Consider the following 16,674-nt stretch of genomic DNA (forward strand, 5'->3'; position numbering starts at 1 on the left):
AAGAGGTGGGGTACGGGGATGACTGTCGGCACGAGCAGCGCGCCGGGAGCACGGGATGTGCCCCATCAGTCCGCGCCTCGGTACGGCGATCTCGCCGGCCTCGGCATCGACCCCGACGAGCTGCCCGACGGCCTGGTGATCGCGGACGAACACGGCCAGGTCATCTGCTTCAACACCGCCGCCGAGCGGATCACCGCCGTCCGCGCCGCCGACGCCCTCGGACAGCGACTGGAGAAGGCCCTCCCGTTAGAGGACCTGGAGGGTCGCCGCTGGTGGCAACTGACCGATCCCTACGGCGGGTTGGCCATCCGGGTGCGGCAGCCCGAGCGGAATTTGTTGTTGCCGGGCGGGCATGAAGTCCTCGTCACCGCGCGCTACGTCCGTACGGAACCCCTCGGGCCGGTCCGCCGGGTCGTCGTCTCCCTCCGTGACACCGAGGCCCGCCGCCGCACCGAGCGCAGCCACGCCGAGCTGATCGCCACCGTCGCCCACGAACTGCGCTCGCCGCTCACCTCCGTCAAGGGCTTCACCGCCACCCTGCTCGCCAAGTGGGAACGGTTCACCGACGACCAGAAGCGGCTGATGCTGGAGACCGTCGACGCCGACGCCAACCGCGTCACCCGGCTCATCGCCGAGCTGCTCGACATCTCCCGCATCGACTCCGGGCGGCTCGAACTGCGCCGCCAGCCCGTCGACATAGGCGCGGCCGTCGGCCGCCACATCCAGGCGTACGTCGCCGCCGGGCAGACCGCCGACCGGTTCATGCTCCGCGTCGAACAGCCGCTGCCCGACCTGTGGGCCGACCCCGACAAGGTCGACCAGGTGCTCAGCAACCTGCTGGAAAATGCGGTGCGCCACGGCGAGGGAACCGTCACTATCGACGTCACGGCCTCGGCGTCCCCCCGCGAGGGGGAGGAAACCGGCACATCGGTGACGGTCAGCGACGAAGGCCCAGGCATCCCGGAGGAGTCCATGAACCGCGTCTTCACCCGCTTCTGGCGGGGCAGCAAGCGCGGCGGCACCGGCCTCGGGCTGTACATCGTCAAGGGCATCGTCGAAGCCCACGGCGGCACCATCACGGTCGGCCGCGCCCCAGGCGGCGGCGCCGAGTTCCGATTTACGTTGCCCGTGGGCACCCCGGCGTATCTGCAGTAGCGCCGACCGAGGACCCACGGGCGCGTCTCCACACTTCACCCCCGTTAGACTCGGCCTCTGGCACCTTTGCGTCCCTCGATCGATGTGGACGATTCGTCTCCGAGTCGTCGACGGGGACCATCCGCCAGCCAACCGGAAGCACGGGAAGAGATGTCGGCACCGAATAAGTCGTACGACCCTGTAGAGGTCGAGGCCTTGAAACCGGAAGAGATCGAGCGCATGCGGGACGAGGCGCTCGCCGCCTTCGCCGCCGCCGGCGACCTCGACGCGCTCCAGGAGGCCAAGGTCGCCCACACCGGCGGCACCTCTCCGCTGGCCCTCGCCAACCGCGAGATCGGCGCGCTGCCCCCGCAGGCCAAGGCCGCGGCCGGCAAGCTCGTCGGCCAGGCCCGGGGCGCCGTCAACAAGGCCCTCGCCGCCCGCCAGACCGAGCTGGAGGCCGACCGCGACGCCCGCGTCCTGGTCGAGGAGGCGGTGGACGTCACGCTGCCGTACGACCGCGTCCCGGCCGGCGCCCGGCACCCGCTGACCACGTTCATGGAGCGGGTCGCGGACGTCTTCGTGTCCATGGGATACGAGATCGCCGAGGGCCCCGAGGTCGAGGCGGAGTGGTTCAACTTCGACGCCCTGAACTTCACCCCGGACCACCCGGCCCGGCAGATGCAGGACACCTTCTTCGTCCAGGGACCGAAGGGGACGGAAGGCGACGAGTCGGGTGTCGTGCTTCGCACGCACACCTCGCCCGTGCAGGCCCGCGCCATGCTGGACCGCGAGCCGCCGGTCTACATCGTGTGCCCCGGCCGCGTGTACCGCACGGACGAGCTGGACGCCACGCACACCCCGGTCTTCCACCAGATCGAGCTCCTCGCCATCGACGAGGGCCTGACCATGGCCGACCTCAAGGGCACCCTGGACCACATGGTCCAGTCGCTCTTCGGCTCGGAGATGAAGACCCGGCTGCGCCCGAACTTCTTCCCCTTCACCGAGCCGTCCGCCGAGATGGACATGCTCTGCTACGTCTGCAAGGGCGAGTCCGTCGGCAACCCCGACCGCCCCTGCCGTACCTGCTCCTCCGAGGGCTGGATCGAGCTGGGCGGCTGCGGCATGGTCAACCCGCGGGTGCTCGTCGCCTGTGGCGTCGACCCGGAGAAGTACAGCGGATTCGCCTTCGGGTTCGGCATCGAGCGGATGCTGATGTTCCGCCACAACGTCGAAGACATGCGAGACATGGTCGAGGGTGACGTCCGGTTCACCCGGCCGTTCGGGATGGAGATCTGATGCGCGTCCCGCTTTCTTGGCTGCGGGAGTACGTCGACCTGCCGGCGACGGAGACCGGCCGCGACGTCCAGGCCAAGCTCATTTCGGTCGGCCTGGAGGTCGAGACCGTCGAGCAGCTCGGCGACGGCCTCAAGGGCCCCCTCGTCGTCGGCAAGGTCCTCACCATCGAGGAGCTGGAGGGCTTCAAGAAGCCCATCCGCTTCTGCACGGTGGACGTCGGCCAGGCCAACGGCACCGGTGAGCCCCAGGAGATCGTCTGCGGCGCCCGCAACTTCGCCGTCGGCGACAAGGTCGTCGTGGTCCTCCCGGGCGCCACGCTGCCCGGCGGCTTCGCGATCGCCGCGCGCAAGACGTACGGCAAGACCTCGCACGGCATGATCTGCTCAAGCGACGAGCTCGGCATGGGCGACGACGGCACCAAGGGCATCATCGTCCTGCCGCCCGAGCACGAGGTCGGCACCGACGCGATCGAGCTGCTCCAGCTCGTCGACGAGGTCCTCGACATCGCCGTCACGCCCGACCGCGGCTACGCCCTGTCGATCCGCGGCGTCGCCCGCGAGACCGCCATCGCCTACGGCCTCCCGCTGAGCGACCCGGCCCTCCTGGACGTCCCTGGACCGAACGCCTTCGGCTACCCGGTCCAGGTCTCCGACCCGATGGGCTGCGACCGCTTCACCGCCCGCACGGTGACCGGCCTCGACCCCGAGGCCCGCTCCCCGCTCTGGCTGACCCGCCGTCTCCAGAAGGCGGGCATGCGCCCGATCTCGCTCGCCGTCGACATCACCAACTACGTGATGCTGGAGCTGGGCCAGCCCCTGCACGCCTACGACCGTTCCCGCGTCCAGGGTCCGATCGGCGTGCGCCGGGCCGAGCAGGGCGAGAAGCTCACCACCCTCGACGGCGTCAAGCGCACGCTGGACGCCGAGGACCTGGTGATCACCGACGACCGCGGCACCATCGGCCTCGCCGGGGTCATGGGCGGCGCCAACACCGAGATCGACGACATCGAGGGCACCACCACCGAGGTCGTCGTCGAGGCCGCCCACTTCGACGCGCTCTCCATCTCGCGCACGGCCCGCCGCCACAAGCTGGCCTCCGAGGCGTCCAAGCGCTTCGAGCGCGGAGTCGACCCGCAGGCCGCCTCCGCCGCCGCGCAGCGCACGGTCGACCTCCTGGTCCTCCTCGCGGGCGGCACGGCGGACGCCGGCGTCACCGAGGTCATCGCCCCGTCGGCACCCCACACCATCACCATTCCGGCCAACCACCCGGACAAGGTGGCGGGTGTCGACTACGGCCGCGAGACCGTCGTACGGCGTCTCCAGCAGGTCGGCTGCGACGTGTACGGGCAGGACGAACTGATCGTCACCGTCCCGTCCTGGCGCCCCGACCTCACCGACCCGAACGACCTGGCCGAAGAGGTCATCCGCCTGGAGGGCTACGAGAACCTCCCCTCCACGCTCCCCAAGCCCCCCGCGGGCCGGGGCCTCACCGACCGCCAGCGCCTCCACCGCCGCGTCGGCCGCGCGCTGGCCGGTGCCGGTTACGTCGAGGCGCCGAACTACCCGTTCATCGGCGAGCACGTCTTCGACCAGTTCGGCCTGGCCGCCGACGACCCGAACCGCAAGGTCGTCAAGCTGGTCAACCCGCTCTCCGACGAGGAGCCCGCACTCCGTACGACGCTGCTGCCGGGGCTGCTCGGTGCGCTGCGCCGGAACGACGGTCGTGGCTCGCATGATCTCGCGCTGTTCGAGACGGGGTTGGTCTTCCATCCGCGTGAAGAACTGAAGATCGCGGTACGGCTGCCTGTCGACCGGCGTCCCACCGACGAGGAGATCGCTTCTCTCACCGAGGCGCTTCCCGTCCAGCCCCGGCATGCCGCGGTCGTCCTCACGGGCGCCCGCGAGCAGGCCGGCTGGTGGGGCAAGGGCCGTCCGGCGGACTGGGCCGACGCCGTCGAGTCGGCGCGGGTGCTTGCGCGTGAGGCCGGTACCGAACTCGTCGTGCGGGGTGGGCAGTACGGGCCCTGGCACCCGGGGCGCTGCGCGGAACTCGCGGTTGTCGTCGAGGGTGTTGAGCAAGTCATCGGATACGCCGGTGAGTTGCACCCCGGTGTGCTGAAGACCCTGGGTCTGCCCGCGCGCACCAGCGCGATGGAACTGGACCTGGATGTCCTTGAGTTGGCGTCTTCGGGTGTTCCCAAGGGCCCGAAGATCTCCACGTTCCCGGTTGCCACGCAGGATGTCGCGCTCGTTGTTGATGTGGCTGTGCCGCATGCGGGTGTTGAGGCGGCGTTGCGTGAGGGGGCGGGTGAACTGCTGGAGTCCATCCGGCTGTTCGACGTGTACGAGAACGCTGCGCAGCTCGGCGAGGGCAAGAAGTCGCTGGCGTATGCGTTGCGGTTCCGGGCGGCTGATCGGACGTTGACCGTCGATGAGGCGTCTGCGGCTCGGGATGCGGCGGTGGCGTTGGCCGGCTCGCGGGTTGGGGCTGTGCTTCGCGGCTAAAACGGGGCCAAGGGGTGGGGAGCTGTTGTTGTTTGCCGGCTGCGGGCTCGTCGTGGCTGGTCGCGCAGTTCCCCGCGCCCCTCAAGGCATCCGCGTGGGCCTGTATTTGAGGGTCTACCTGCATAAATGCATGCGTCTCATGTCACCTCACTCGTTCGGGTGAGAAGTTCGGGTGATCTGGCCCGATCGGGGCATGCGGTCGACAGAATCGGACCGGCCTTTCGGGGTCGGTCCGATTGCGCTGTCGGGGCCTATTTGGGGGGCCACAGGCATGATCCGCATCAAGGCTGGGGTGCCCCGCAGGACGCGCCCGAGGAAGCGTGCCCGCCGTCCGCTGCGCCGGGCGCTCGCCCTGGGGCTGCCCACGGTCTGGGGCGCCATAGCGATCACCTACAAACTCACCTGCCCGCTCGCCCAGCAGAACAGCCTGGGCGCACGCATCGTCACCAGCGCCGTGTTCTTCGCGGTCGGCACCGGTCTCATCGTCCAGGTCCGCCGCTCGCTGCTGCGCGAACTCAGGCAGATCCGGCAGATCGCGGGCGCCGCCCAGAACGCGCTGCTGCGCCCGCTGCCACCCCGCCTCGACGGCCTGAACATCGCCGCCGCCCAACTGTCAGCGGAGCGCGGCGCGGTGGTCGGCGGTGACCTGTACGAGGTGATCGCCACCGAGCACGGCGTACGGGTCGTGATGGGTGACGTACGCGGCCACGGCATCGCCGCGATCGGCACGGTCGCCGCCGTCCTCGGCAGCTTCCGCGAGGCCGCCCACGATGAGCCCGACCTGGAGGGCGTCCTGCGCCGGTTGGAGCGCGCCCTCGCTCGCCACCTGCGCGAACGCGCCCGCGCGGAACATCCGGCGACGGGGGCCCTTGATCCCGACAGCCCGGTGGCCGAGGAGTTCGTCACGGTACTGCTGCTGGAGATCGGCGCGGACGGCGAACTCCGCGCCCTCAACTGCGGTCATCCGTGGCCGTATCGGTTGAGCGGGACGGGTGCCGAGCCGCTGGCCCGAGCAGATCCTCTTCCGCCTCTCGGCCCGTTTCCCCTGCCGGCGGTGCTGCCTTTCGTCTGCTGCGGCCAACTGCTCCCGGGCGAGGCCCTGTTCCTGTACACGGACGGAGCGGAGGACGCCCGTGACGCACGGGGCTGCTTCTTCCCGTTGGCGGATGTACTGGCAGAGGTGGTGGGTCAACACTCGCTTCCGGTGCCGCAGTCGGTCTTGGGTTCGGTCTTCACGGCTCTCCTGCGCCACACAGGAGGCACCCCGACGGACGACGTAGCGATACTCGTCGTGCGCAATGACCGCAAGTCCAAGTGCACCAACCCAGGGGCGCGGGGAACTGCGCGACAAGCCACGACGCCGCCGCACCCGACCAACTACCCACAACACAACGGCGTTTAGTCGCTCCGAACCCCACCGCAAAGCCAGGCCGCCGCACTTACGAGGGGGAGCCGGCGGCCCGGCCGGCCTCTTGCGAGGCAATCCAGTCAACCGGCTGGAAACTCTCCGCGACAGTGTGCACACGCCGCGGATTCGCGTACTCCGTTCACACCCCGTGTGAACGGACCCGCACTACTCTGTCCGCACCGAGTCACCGGGGGGCCTTCCATGCAGCCCAACACACTCCTCGACGCGATCCTGGACGAGGCGGGAATCTCGCACGCCGGACTGGCCGCACACGTGAACCAGGCCGGGCGGGCCCGAGGGCTCGCACTCCGGTACGAACACACCGCCGTAGCACGGTGGTTGAAGGGTCAGCGCCCCCGCGGCCAGGTGCCCGACCTGATCTGCGAGGTCCTCGCGGGGCGCCTGCACCGGCCCGTCACGCTCGACGACATCGGCCTCGGCGTACCCGGTGAACCCTCCGCCCCGCACGGCACCTCCCTCTCCGGCTTCGTCGAGCGGGCCACCGCCCTGTGGCGCTCCGACGAGCAGCAGCGCCCGCACATCCTCGGCGCACCCGCGGTCACCGGAACGCCCGCCGTGATGCCCGTGTGGGAGTGGGAGAACCCGCCCGACGACGTGGACGTCTCGCGCGGCGGCCGGCACCGGGTGAGCATGGCCGACATCGAGATGCTGCGCGCGGCCCGCGCCCACTACGAGCAGATGTACCGCAAGGCCGGTGGCGTCGCGACCCGCACCCGCATCGTCGGCTTCCTCAACTCCGAGACCGCCCCACTGCTGCGCGGCAGCTACACCGACGCCACCGGCCGCCAACTGCACCGGGCCACCGGCGGGTTGGTGGCCATCGCGGGCATCTGCGCCTACGACTCCGACGCGCACGGACTCGCCCAGCGCTACTTCCACCAGGCGCTGCGGCTCGCAAAGGCCAGCAACGACAGGGGACTTGGGGCGTACGTCATCGCGCTGCTCGTCAACCAGGCACTGTTCATGCGGGAGTTCCGCCAGGCCGTCGCCTTCGCGGAGGCCGCGCTGCGTGCCGCAGGCCGGCAGATCACCCCGGCGCTCGCCTCCGACCTGTACGCGATGCAGGCGAAGGCGTACGCCCACCTCGGTGACGGCACGAGCGCCCTGTCCTGCATCCGGCGTGCCGAGCAGGCCGCCGAACGCATCCGGCGCGGATACGAACCCGACGAGACCGGCTATGTCCAGCCGGGCCTGGTCAACGTCCAGGTGGCGGAGGCGCTTCTCAGCCTCGGCGATCTGACGGCGGCTGGGGAGCACGCCACGGCGGCCGTGGACACTCCGGCGCACGACCGGGGCCGGGTGCACCGGCTGGCCATGCTCAGCCAGATCGAACTGCGCCAGGGAAACGCCGACAAAGCGGTGGCCACGGCGGTGCAGATGGCCGAGCAGGCAAGGGGGATGGAGTCCCAGCGGCTCCGCGACAGACTCCGCGCGGTGCGCGAGTACCTGGTGCGCAGCGACTGCGCGGGTACGGCCGAGGCGGCCGAACTCATCGACGGGGCACTGCGCGTACCGCTCTAGAAAGCGCCCTGGAAAGCGCCGTAGACCACAACACAGTCCCTGCTGCGATATTGCCACTTACTCGACGGAAGGTGGCAGAACCGTGCAGTGGACGAAACAGAACGAACAAACTGTGTACTCAAACCGCTGGTTCAGCGTCAATCTCGCGGATGTCGAACTACCCGACGGCCGACACCTCGACCACTTCCTCATACGGCTGAGGCCGGTGGCGGTGGCGACGGTCGTGAACGAGGCGAACGAAGTACTCCTCCTGTGGCGGCACCGCTTCATCACCGACAGCTGGGGGTGGGAGCTCGCGGCAGGCGTCGTCGAGGACGGCGAGGACATCGCGCTCGCGGCCGCCAGGGAACTGGAGGAAGAGACCGGCTGGCGGCCGGGGCCCCTGCACCACCTGATGAGCGTGGAGCCGTCCAACGGGCTCACGGACGCCCGGCACCACATCTACTGGGCCGACGAGGGCGAGTACACCGGACACCCCGTGGACGACTTCGAGTCGGACCGCCGGGAGTGGGTACCGCTCAAACTCGTACCCGACATGGTCGCCCGCGGGGAGGTCCCGGCCGCCAACATGGCAGCCGCGTTACTGCTGTTGCACCACTTGAGGCTAGGGGAGGACACAGCGCCCGGTTCGGCAGCGCCCCCTAGGGGCGCGGGGAACGGCGCGACCAGCCACGACGAACCCGCAGCCGACCCACCGACCTTCGGGCTCTAGCGTCCCAGGGCCTGCCAGATAGTCACGACAAGTGCACCCACGGCGGTCATGGCAGCAATAGCCGGCAGCGGCCACCTCGTGTGCTCCAGTGCAACGATTCGCGCGCTCAGATCGTCCAGCTCCTTGTCCGTCTCCTCGGTGCGATGGCTGAGTAACGCGAGCCCTCCCTCGACGCGCGCGTAGGCGACGTCGAGGCGGCGGCGTAACTCTGCGAGTTCTCCATGGACCACGGGATGCTCGGGGTCGGCGGTCACGGGTCCGCTCCTTTCCGTAGTCGGAACATCCCTTGCATGCGCATGAAGAGTCAACTCGCCTGGTGGACACGAGGGGAGAGTGTGCGAACGGCATATGCGTGCCAGGCGCGCACACGGTGTGTGAATGCCACGGGCCCGGCACTCCGAAGAGCGCCGGGCCCGTAACGGCCAAAGTATTACGGTGAGTTGCCGCGCGAAAGCGCGAAAGGCGCTCAGCCGTAGGTGTAGAAGCCCGAGCCGGACTTACGGCCCAGCCGGCCCGCGTCGACCATGCGCTGGAGCAGCGGGGGAGCGGCGTACAGCGGCTCCTTGTACTCCTCGTACATCGAGAACGCGACCGAGGCGACCGTGTCCAGGCCGATCAGGTCGGACAGCTTCAGCGGGCCCATCGGGTGGGCGCAGCCGAGCTCCATGCCGTTGTCGATGTCCTCGCGGCTGGCGATGCCCGACTCGAACATCCGGATTGCGGACAGGAGGTAGGGGATCAGCAGCGCGTTGACCACGAACCCGGAGCGGTCCTGGGCGCGGATCGCGTGCTTGCCGAGGATCTTCTCGGTGAACAGCTGGGCCCGGCTGAGCGTGCCCTCGGACGTGGTCAACGCCGGGATCAGCTCGACGAGTTGCTGCACCGGGGCCGGGTTGAAGAAGTGGATGCCGATGACCTGGTCGGGGCGCGAGGTGGCGACCGCGAGCTTGACCAGCGGGATCGAGGAGGTGTTGGAGGCCAGGATCGCGTCGGGGCGGGTCACGACCTGGTCGAGCACCTGGAAGATCTCGGTCTTCACCTGCTCGTTCTCGACGACGGCCTCGATCACGAGGTCCCGGTCGGCGAACTCACCGAGGTCGGTGGTGAAGCTGAGCCGCGCCTGCGTCGCCTCCAGTTCCTCCGCGGAGATCTTGCCGCGCTCGGCCGCCTTCGTCAGCGAGTTGAACAGCCGGGTCCGGCCGATCTCCAGGGCCTCGCCGGTGGTCTCGGCGACCTTCACGTCCAGGCCGGCGCGGGCGCACACCTCGGCGATACCGGCGCCCATCTGGCCGCAGCCGACCACTCCGACGCGCTCGATGTCGGTCACATCGTCCCCTTCGCTGCTCATGCGGGCTCTGGTAGAACCCCGTTGTCCGGAGTCTGCTCCGATCGTGCACGTTACCCGCAAGTATCGATGATCGATCGCCGGGGTCGGGCATTCTGGGGCGCGGAGACGATCCGTGATGGCACGGATCCACAGCGTATGGGGGTGTGCAGATGGGGCGATTGTCACGTCGGACGTTCGCGATGGCCGCGCTGTCGACGCTGGCGACGACCGGCAGCGCGTCGGCGGAGACCGGGAGTGCGGCGGCGGAAACCGGTCGTCCGCGCGCGGTCACCGAGATGCGGGGCGTGTGGCTGTCGACGGTGGCCAACCGCGACTGGCCCTCCCGCCCGGGCCTGACCGCGGCCCAGCAGCGCACCGAGCTGATCGCCCACCTCGACGCGGCGGTCCGCGACCGGCTCAACACGGTGATCTTCCAAGTACGGCCCACCGCCGACGCGTTGTGGCTCTCGCCGTACGAGCCCTGGTCGCAGTACCTGACCGGCACCCAGGGCCAGGACCCTGGCTGGGACCCGCTCGGGACGGCCGTGGAAGAGGCGCATGTGCGGGGGCTGCAGCTGCACGCCTGGTTCAACCCGTACCGCATCGCCAACAACACCGACGTGACCAGGCTCGTCGCCTCGCACCCCGCGCGCAGGCACCCGGACTGGGTGGTGGCGTACGGCGGGAAGCTCTACTACAACCCGGGGCTGCCCCAGGTCCGTGCCTTCGTCGAGAACGCGATCCTCGACGCGGTGCGCAAGTACCCCGTGGACGCGGTCCACTTCGACGACTACTTCTACCCGTATCCGGTCGCGGGCCAGACCTTCGACGACGACGCGGCCTACGACAGGTACGGCGGCGGCTTCCCGAACCGGGCCGCGTGGCGCCGCGACAACATCGACCGACTGATCCGCGAGACCGCGGCCCGTATCAGGACGATCCGCCCGGGCACGCGCTTCGGGATCAGCCCCTTCGGCGTGTGGCGCAACGCCGCGACCGACCCGCGCGGTTCCGACACCCGGGCGGGGGTGCAGACGTACGACGACCTCTGCGCGGACACCCGCAAGTGGGTGCGGCAGAACTGGATCGACTACGTCGTCCCGCAGCTCTACTGGAATATCGGCTTCGCCGCCGCCGACTACGCCAAGCTGCTGCCCTGGTGGGCGGAGGTCGCGCGGGGCACGAGGACGCGGCTCTACGCCGGTGAGGCGCTGTACAAGGCGGGCGACCCGGCGCAGCCCGCGGCCTGGCAGGACCCGGCAGAGCTGTCCCGGCACCTCACCCTCGCCGCCCGCTACCCACAGGTCGGCGGGCATGTCTTCTTCGCCGCCCGGGAGGTCGCGGTGGATCCGATCGGGGCGATGGCACGGGTGGTCGCCGACCACTACCAGCAGCCGGCGAAACCCCCGCGCTGAACTACCGTTCCGCGTCCGGGTACTTGACGTCCCGGTGCCTGATGTCGTCGTGCTTGATCTCGCAGTCGGGGCCGGGGGACATCACGGCCTCGTGCCCGTCGGGGAAGCGGACGCGGTAGGGCGGACTGCCCTCCGTGCCCATCACCTCGACGACCTCCGAGACCTGGTCCTGTCGGCCGACCACCCTGCCGTGCTGGACGAGCCGGTCGCCCACGGTCGCACGCATCTGAAGCGCCTCCTCACCGAGTCCGGGAGCAGCGGTCCGTGCCCTTCGAGTCTACGGCGGCCCGCCCGGCCGGGACCGGGGCGTGCACGTGCTTCAGCTCCGCGCCCGCTGCGTGACGGCGATGCACACCAGCACGGCCGCCGCGGTCAGCGGAGCGGCCACTGTCAGCCGCTCGCCCAGCAGGAACACCGACCACACCAGCGTGAGCAGGGGCTGGGCCAACTGCAGCTGGCTGGCCTTCGGGACGCCGATGGCCGCCATGCCGCGGTACCAGACGACAAGGCCGAGGAACTGGGACCCCGCGGCGACCCACAGCAGCCCGGTCACGCTGTGCGCGGTGAGGTGCGGGGTGTCGTACGACAGCGCGACCGCGGCGGCGGGCACGCTCAGTGGCAGGCACAGGACCAGCGCCCAGGCGATGACCTGCCAGCCGGGCATGAGCCGGGCCAGCCGGCCGCCCTCGGTGTAGCCGGCCGCGCAGACCAGCAGCGCCGCGAGGAGATACAGGTCGGCGGTGGTCAGGGCGCCGCCGCTCTGCTGGACGGTGAAGGCGAGCACCGCACCGGCGCCCGCGAGCGCGGCCGTCCAGAAGGTGCGCGAGGGGCGGATGCCGGTGCGCAGCGCGGACAGGGCCGCGGTCGTCAGCGGCAGCAGGCCGACGACGACCGCGGCGTGCGCGGTGGTCGACGTCTCCAGCGCGAGTGTGGTGAGCATCGGGAAGCCGACCACGACTCCGCCCGCCACGACGGCCAGCCCGCCCCAGTGCCGGCGGCCGGGCACGGGCACGCGCAGCGCCAGCAGACAGCCGCCCGCGATGACCGCGGCGAGCACGCTGCGCACGGCCACCAACGACCAGGGGTCGAAGCCCTCCAGGCCCCAGGCGGTGGCGGGGAAGGTGAGGGAGAAGGCGATCACACCGAGCGCGGCCTGGACGGTACCGGCGGGGACCCGGGCCGTCGTGGCGGGGGAGGTGCTGACCGCTATCGGGCTCGGGGCAGTAGCGCTATCGTGTGCTCTCATGCAAGAGCGTAGCAGTGTCGGAGAACTGGCGAATCAACTGCGGCAGGAGCTCAACCGCTACTCTGTTGGCGGAAAGCTGCCGTCGAGTCGGGCACTGGTCGAACGGTTCCGGGTGAGCCCCGTGACCGTCTCGCGCGCCCTCGCGCAGCTGGCCGCCGAGGGGCTGGTGGTCACCCGGCCCGGCGCCGGCGCGTTCCGGGCCGAGACCCGCCCCGCGACCGCCGCCGTGGCGGACACCTCCTGGCAGGAGGTCGCACTCAGCGCGGACGGCGCCGCCGACGTCGTGCCGCGCACGGTGGACGCCTCGGCGGTCATGGCCACACTGGCCGTCCCACCGCCCGGCGTGATCGAGTTCAACGGCGGCTATCTGCACCCCTCCCTGCAGCCCGAGCGGGCGATGGCCGCGGCCCTGTCCCGGGCCGGGCGCCGCCCCGGCGCCTGGGGCCGGCCGCCGCTGGAGGGTCTGCCGGAACTGCGCGAGTGGTTCGCGCGGGGCATCGGCGGAGCCGTCACCGCCGCCGACGTACTGATCAGCGCGGGCGGCCAGACCGCGCTGACGACGGCATTGCGCGCCCTGGCGCCCCCCGGCGCACCGGTCCTCGTCGAATCCCCCACCTACCCAGGCATGTTGGCGATCGCCAGGGCGGCGGGCCTCCGCCCGGTCCCCGTACCGGTCGACGCGGACGGTGTCCGTCCGTCCCTGCTCGCCGACGCGTTCCACGCGACCGGCGCCCGCGTCTTCGTCTGCCAGCCCCTGTTCCAGAACCCGACCGGCGCGGTCCTCGCCCCCGCCCGCCGCCCGGAGGTCCTGCGCATCGCCCGCGACGCGGGCGCGTTCGTCATCGAGGACGACTTCGTACGACGGCTGGTGCACGAGGACGCGGGCCCGCTGCCGCGCCCGCTCGCCGCCGACGACCCCGACGGAGTCGTCGTCCACGTAGGCTCGCTCACCAAGGCGACCTCACCCAGCTTCCGGGTCAGCGCACTCGCCGCGCACGGACCGGTACTGGAACGCCTGCGCGCCATCCAGGTCGTCGACACCTTCTTCGTCCCCCGCCCGCTCCAGGAAGCGGCCCTGGAACTCGTCGGCTCACCGGCCTGGCCACGCCATCTCCGCGCCATCTCCACCGAGTTGAAGACCCGCCGCGACACGATGACGACCGCCCTGCGCCTCGAACTCCCCACCTTCTCCCTCCCGCACATCCCCTCCGGCGGCTACCACCTCTGGCTCCGCCTCCCCGAGGGCGCTGGGGGCACCTCCCAGGCTTTCGGCTCTGGGGGAGAACAGTCCCTGACGATCGCCGCCCTCCGCGCAGGCGTCTCCATCACCCCCGGCCGCCCCTACTTCAGCGCCGAACCCCCGGCCGCCCACGTCCGGTTGAGCTTCGCGGCGGTCGCGGGTACCGGGGAGATCGTGGAGGGGGTACGGCGGCTTCGGGCGGCCTGCGAGGAGGTGCTCTGACGCGGAGGTGCTCTAATCCTCAGGCACCGGCACCAGAGCGCCGGTGAACTCCAGAGACGCGAACAGCTCCGGCGTCAGAAGGACGCCCGTGAGGCGATGGGCGAGCGCGAAGGTGGCCTCGGTGTGGAGGCCGTAGTGCCGATCTTTGTCCTCCCTCAGATCGAAGCCCGACTCCCGCATCTCGGCGAGGAGTTCGGGTTCGTCCGCGTGGCTGCCGTCCCGGGCGTAGGCGAAGAGGGGTTCGAAGTGCAGCCGTATGTCCCCGTCCTCGAACCAGTAGAAGTGGTCCACCGCGTTCACGTTGCGGTAGTGGGAGACCACTGTGCGCCCGCGCGAGACGGGGAGCATGGCCGCGGTGGTGACGCCCAGGTAGCCGTTGTGCTCGACCATCAGCGACCAGTCACCGACCGCGGCGACACCGACGAACAGCGGGTCCCCGTAGTGCTCGTCCCAGGAGTCGTATGATGGCTCGTGCAGAGCCTCGACACCGGTGACCCGTATGTCTGGCTCCGCCCCCAGCTCATGGAGCAGCCGGTCCGGTGTGATCGCCCGGACCAGCGTGACGCAGTAGGCATGCATCAGCGGGGCATGCTGCTTCTGGAGCCAGGTGTAGTCGTCGGCGGTGGTCATCCGTGTCATGTTCCGAAGCCTGCCACCCGCCACTGACAACGCCCGCGCCACCGGCCAAAACCGCTCGACACCCGCACTCCTGAACTGCGATTCTCCCGCCATGAACGACATCCCGAGCCTCCCCGACGGCTACGAGTTCTCCGCCGATCCCGCCCGCGTCGACCTCGACCGCACCTACCACTGGCTGTCCACCGACGCGTACTGGGCGAAGGACCGGCCCCGCGAGCAGCACGAGCGCGCGGTCGAGTCCTCGCGGAACTACGGGGTGTACGACACGGCTTCGGGGGAGCAGGTGGCGTACGCGCGCGTGGTGACCGACGGGGCGCTGTTCGCGTGGCTGTGCGACGTGTACGTGGCGCCGTCGGCGCGCGGCAAGGGCATCGGCACGGCGTTCGTCGGCGCCGTACGGGAGGAGCTGCGGCCGTTCGGACTGCGCCGGATCCTGCTCGCCACGCACGACGCCCACGGGGTGTACGAGAAGCTCGGTTTCAAGCCACTCGCACGGCCCGACCAGTGGATGGCCCTGTATTTCGAGTGACTTGTCCGCCTGGTCCTGACCGCGAAGTAAGGTTTCGCCCACCGTGGGTAACTCTCATCCGGTCCCCCTTGACCTGCGCACTTCAGCGGGATCACGATCGCCGCATGCAACTTCGGGTCACGTTCGTCGCCGCCGCGCGCAGCTCTCCGCTGCTCGCGGAGCGCTTCGAGGACGATCGCCCGCTTGACCAGGCAGGCTGGGACGAGGTGCAGCGTGCCGCCCCGGTTCTGCTGCCGCTGGCGGCGGCGGAACTGCGCTACTGCTCGCCGACCCCGCGCAGCCGGACGACCGGTGACGGCCTCGGTTACACCCCGCTGGTGCAACTCGCCCTGCGGGACTGCGACATGGGCCGCTGGCGCGGTCTGACGCTCGGCGAGGCGATGGCCCGTGAGCCGCAACTGGTGGACGCCTGGCTCGCCGACCCGCGTTCCTCCCCGCACGGCGGCGAATCACTGCTGGCCTTCATCTCCCGGGTGGGCGGCTGGCTGGACACCCGGCCCTTCGAGGACGGCGGCCGGATAGTCGCCGTCGCCGAACCCTCCGTCATCCGGGCCGCGTTGGTCTACGCCCTCAAGGCCCCGCCCTCGACCTACTGGAACATCGACGTACGCCCCCTGTCGACAACCACCGTCACGGGCAGCGCGGGCCGCTGGAACCTGCGCTTCGACGGATCGGCGGTTCAGTCGAGGCGGGTCTAGCCGGCGTGAGCCACCGGTCAACTCGGGGGAGTGGGGCCCGAGTTCAGCCCACGCGCACGTAGTCCGTGCTGAGCACCAGGTCCTTCGCAGGCCCGCCCACCCGCCACACGGTCCGCCACCGGTCCGGGTCCAGGACCGTGAACTCGCCCCGGTACAGGTCCGCCGAGCAGGGATGGTCGGCGACATGGTGCCCCGAGGTCAGATCCAGCTCGTGGAAGGGCCGCCCGTCGCCGAAGCGCACATCGGCCGTACCGGGCGCCGCGCCCGGCAGGAACCGTAGCGTCCGCTCGGCGGGACGGGACACGCCCCGCCAGGTGAAGGTGCCCGACTCGGCGTGCAGCAGGCCCCTTTCGGTGAGCGCGCTGAAGACGGTCGTACCCGAGAACTCGCCCTCGTCCCCGCTCGCCAGATCCCGCACCGACCGCCGCACCCGCCAACTCCCCGACAGATACGCCAGCACATCCGGAACCGGCCAGAACTCGTCCACTGTCACCCCTTCCTGCGCCGTCGACGCCACCCGTCCGGCGAGTCCGTGGGCGCCTTGCGCTCGGCCTGTGCCCGGATCTCGTAGTGCGACGCGTGACTCGTGGCCCGAAAGGCCTCCTCGTACGCGGCCAGCGCGCCGCCGATCCCGCCCCCGGCGGTGCCACGGCGGCGGATCCGCCGGGCCAGCCAGGTGAAGAACCCCAGCGTGGCGGCCAGAAAGCCGAGCAGGACGAGGTACGGCAACAACACGGACATGCCTTCGACCCTACGTCC

The 16,674-nt window shown here is 70.5% G+C and carries 16 protein-coding genes and 1 pseudogene; 10 read left to right on the forward strand and 7 right to left on the reverse strand.

From position 1 onward, the window contains the following. Positions 1 to 18 precede the first annotated feature (18 nt). From AB0I69_RS16890 to AB0I69_RS16915, 6 genes and pseudogenes are all read left to right on the forward strand, one after another. Positions 19 to 1,155 carry an ATP-binding protein gene (locus tag AB0I69_RS16890; RefSeq protein ID WP_363096404.1) on the forward strand — a complete coding sequence of 379 codons (1,137 nt, stop codon included), beginning with the start codon at positions 19 to 21 and terminating at the stop codon, positions 1,153 to 1,155. 150 nt (positions 1,156 to 1,305) lie between these two features. Further along, a complete protein-coding gene (pheS, locus tag AB0I69_RS16895; RefSeq protein ID WP_363096405.1) occupies positions 1,306 to 2,433 on the forward strand; it encodes a phenylalanine--tRNA ligase subunit alpha in 1,128 nt (375 codons plus the stop codon). Further along, positions 2,433 to 4,937 carry a phenylalanine--tRNA ligase subunit beta gene (gene pheT, locus AB0I69_RS16900; RefSeq protein ID WP_363096406.1) on the forward strand — a complete coding sequence of 835 codons (2,505 nt, stop codon included), beginning with the start codon at positions 2,433 to 2,435 and terminating at the stop codon, positions 4,935 to 4,937. The genes pheS and pheT overlap by 1 nt, the downstream gene beginning before the upstream one ends. 271 nt (positions 4,938 to 5,208) lie before the next feature. Next, positions 5,209 to 6,339, forward strand: a complete 1,131-nt coding sequence (locus tag AB0I69_RS16905; protein ID WP_363096407.1) for a PP2C family protein-serine/threonine phosphatase — start codon at positions 5,209 to 5,211, stop codon at positions 6,337 to 6,339. A gap of 207 nt (positions 6,340 to 6,546) precedes the next feature. Then, complete coding sequence (locus AB0I69_RS16910; RefSeq protein WP_363096408.1) at positions 6,547 to 7,887, forward strand: transcriptional regulator; 1,341 nt, start codon at positions 6,547 to 6,549, stop codon at positions 7,885 to 7,887. A gap of 82 nt (positions 7,888 to 7,969) precedes the next feature. After that, a pseudogene (locus AB0I69_RS16915) lies at positions 7,970 to 8,512 on the forward strand (NUDIX hydrolase); the annotation flags it as partial. Positions 8,513 to 8,595: 83 nt separating this feature from the next. On the opposite strand, the gene AB0I69_RS16920 reads toward AB0I69_RS16915, so the two are convergent. Beyond that, complete coding sequence (locus AB0I69_RS16920) at positions 8,596 to 8,853, reverse strand: hypothetical protein (protein WP_033282181.1); 258 nt, start codon at positions 8,851 to 8,853, stop codon at positions 8,596 to 8,598. 212 nt (positions 8,854 to 9,065) lie between these two features. Next, a complete protein-coding gene (locus AB0I69_RS16925; protein WP_363096409.1) occupies positions 9,066 to 9,947 on the reverse strand; it encodes a 3-hydroxybutyryl-CoA dehydrogenase in 882 nt (293 codons plus the stop codon). 149 nt (positions 9,948 to 10,096) lie between these two features. On the opposite strand from AB0I69_RS16925, the gene AB0I69_RS16930 reads away from it, so the two are divergent. After that, positions 10,097 to 11,341 (forward strand): family 10 glycosylhydrolase, encoded by a 1,245-nt coding sequence (locus AB0I69_RS16930; protein WP_363096410.1) that lies wholly within the window; start codon positions 10,097 to 10,099, stop codon positions 11,339 to 11,341. A 1-nt stretch (position 11,342) separates the two neighbouring features. Here the strand turns inward: AB0I69_RS16930 and AB0I69_RS16935 are convergent, their stop codons facing one another. Together AB0I69_RS16935 and AB0I69_RS16940 are read right to left on the reverse strand one after the other, a co-directional pair. Then, positions 11,343 to 11,567: a DUF1918 domain-containing protein gene (locus AB0I69_RS16935; protein ID WP_363096411.1), complete on the reverse strand. Its 225-nt coding sequence runs from the start codon at positions 11,565 to 11,567 to the stop codon at positions 11,343 to 11,345. A gap of 93 nt (positions 11,568 to 11,660) precedes the next feature. Beyond that, complete coding sequence (locus AB0I69_RS16940) at positions 11,661 to 12,587, reverse strand: DMT family transporter (protein WP_363096412.1); 927 nt, start codon at positions 12,585 to 12,587, stop codon at positions 11,661 to 11,663. On the opposite strand from AB0I69_RS16940, the gene AB0I69_RS16945 reads away from it, so the two are divergent. Continuing rightward, positions 12,586 to 14,049: a PLP-dependent aminotransferase family protein gene (locus tag AB0I69_RS16945; protein ID WP_363096413.1), complete on the forward strand. Its 1,464-nt coding sequence runs from the start codon at positions 12,586 to 12,588 to the stop codon at positions 14,047 to 14,049. The two genes, AB0I69_RS16940 and AB0I69_RS16945, sit on opposite strands and share 2 nt — an antisense overlap. A 12-nt stretch (positions 14,050 to 14,061) precedes the next feature. Here the strand turns inward: AB0I69_RS16945 and AB0I69_RS16950 are convergent, their stop codons facing one another. Beyond that, on the reverse strand, positions 14,062 to 14,688 hold the full coding sequence (locus AB0I69_RS16950) for a DUF6461 domain-containing protein (RefSeq protein WP_363096414.1): 627 nt from the start codon (positions 14,686 to 14,688) through the stop codon (positions 14,062 to 14,064). A gap of 91 nt (positions 14,689 to 14,779) precedes the next feature. Between AB0I69_RS16950 and AB0I69_RS16955 the strand changes: the two genes are divergently transcribed. Further along, entirely contained in the window at positions 14,780 to 15,217 is a 438-nt protein-coding gene (locus AB0I69_RS16955; protein WP_363096415.1) for a GNAT family N-acetyltransferase, read from the forward strand. Positions 15,218 to 15,321: 104 nt separating this feature from the next. Further along, entirely contained in the window at positions 15,322 to 15,915 is a 594-nt protein-coding gene (locus AB0I69_RS16960) for a histidine phosphatase family protein (protein ID WP_363096416.1), read from the forward strand. 43 nt (positions 15,916 to 15,958) lie between these two features. Here AB0I69_RS16960 and AB0I69_RS16965 read toward each other — a convergent pair whose 3' ends face one another. Together AB0I69_RS16965 and AB0I69_RS16970 are read right to left on the reverse strand one after the other, a co-directional pair. Continuing rightward, the gene (locus AB0I69_RS16965; protein ID WP_363096417.1) at positions 15,959 to 16,402 is read right to left on the reverse strand and encodes a DUF6314 family protein; all 444 of its coding nucleotides are present in this window, start codon (positions 16,400 to 16,402) and stop codon (positions 15,959 to 15,961) included. A 2-nt stretch (positions 16,403 to 16,404) separates the two neighbouring features. Continuing rightward, on the reverse strand, positions 16,405 to 16,656 hold the full coding sequence (locus AB0I69_RS16970) for a hypothetical protein (protein ID WP_363096418.1): 252 nt from the start codon (positions 16,654 to 16,656) through the stop codon (positions 16,405 to 16,407). Between the last annotated feature and the right edge of the window lie 18 nt (positions 16,657 to 16,674).

The sequence above is a fragment of the Streptomyces sp. NPDC050508 genome, assembly GCF_040655155.1.
Classification (GTDB): Bacteria; Actinomycetota; Actinomycetes; order Streptomycetales; family Streptomycetaceae; genus Streptomyces.

Bases quoted from the DNA above. Each gene is read 5' to 3' on its own strand.
- AB0I69_RS16890 (WP_363096404.1), top strand. From the start codon at position 19: ATGACTGTCGGCACGAGCAGCGCGCCGGGAGCACGGGATGTGCCCCAT.
- pheS (WP_363096405.1), top strand. From the start codon at position 1,306: ATGTCGGCACCGAATAAGTCGTACGACCCTGTAGAGGTCGAGGCCTTG.
- pheT (WP_363096406.1), top strand. From the start codon at position 2,433: ATGCGCGTCCCGCTTTCTTGGCTGCGGGAGTACGTCGACCTGCCGGCG.
- AB0I69_RS16905 (WP_363096407.1), top strand. From the start codon at position 5,209: ATGATCCGCATCAAGGCTGGGGTGCCCCGCAGGACGCGCCCGAGGAAG.
- AB0I69_RS16910 (WP_363096408.1), top strand. From the start codon at position 6,547: ATGCAGCCCAACACACTCCTCGACGCGATCCTGGACGAGGCGGGAATC.
- AB0I69_RS16925 (WP_363096409.1), bottom strand. From the start codon at position 9,947: ATGAGCAGCGAAGGGGACGATGTGACCGACATCGAGCGCGTCGGAGTG.
- AB0I69_RS16930 (WP_363096410.1), top strand. From the start codon at position 10,097: ATGGGGCGATTGTCACGTCGGACGTTCGCGATGGCCGCGCTGTCGACG.
- AB0I69_RS16935 (WP_363096411.1), bottom strand. From the start codon at position 11,567: ATGCGTGCGACCGTGGGCGACCGGCTCGTCCAGCACGGCAGGGTGGTC.
- AB0I69_RS16945 (WP_363096413.1), top strand. From the start codon at position 12,586: ATGCAAGAGCGTAGCAGTGTCGGAGAACTGGCGAATCAACTGCGGCAG.
- AB0I69_RS16940 (WP_363096412.1), bottom strand. From the start codon at position 12,587: ATGAGAGCACACGATAGCGCTACTGCCCCGAGCCCGATAGCGGTCAGC.
- AB0I69_RS16950 (WP_363096414.1), bottom strand. From the start codon at position 14,688: ATGACACGGATGACCACCGCCGACGACTACACCTGGCTCCAGAAGCAG.
- AB0I69_RS16955 (WP_363096415.1), top strand. From the start codon at position 14,780: ATGAACGACATCCCGAGCCTCCCCGACGGCTACGAGTTCTCCGCCGAT.
- AB0I69_RS16960 (WP_363096416.1), top strand. From the start codon at position 15,322: ATGCAACTTCGGGTCACGTTCGTCGCCGCCGCGCGCAGCTCTCCGCTG.
- AB0I69_RS16970 (WP_363096418.1), bottom strand. From the start codon at position 16,656: ATGTCCGTGTTGTTGCCGTACCTCGTCCTGCTCGGCTTTCTGGCCGCC.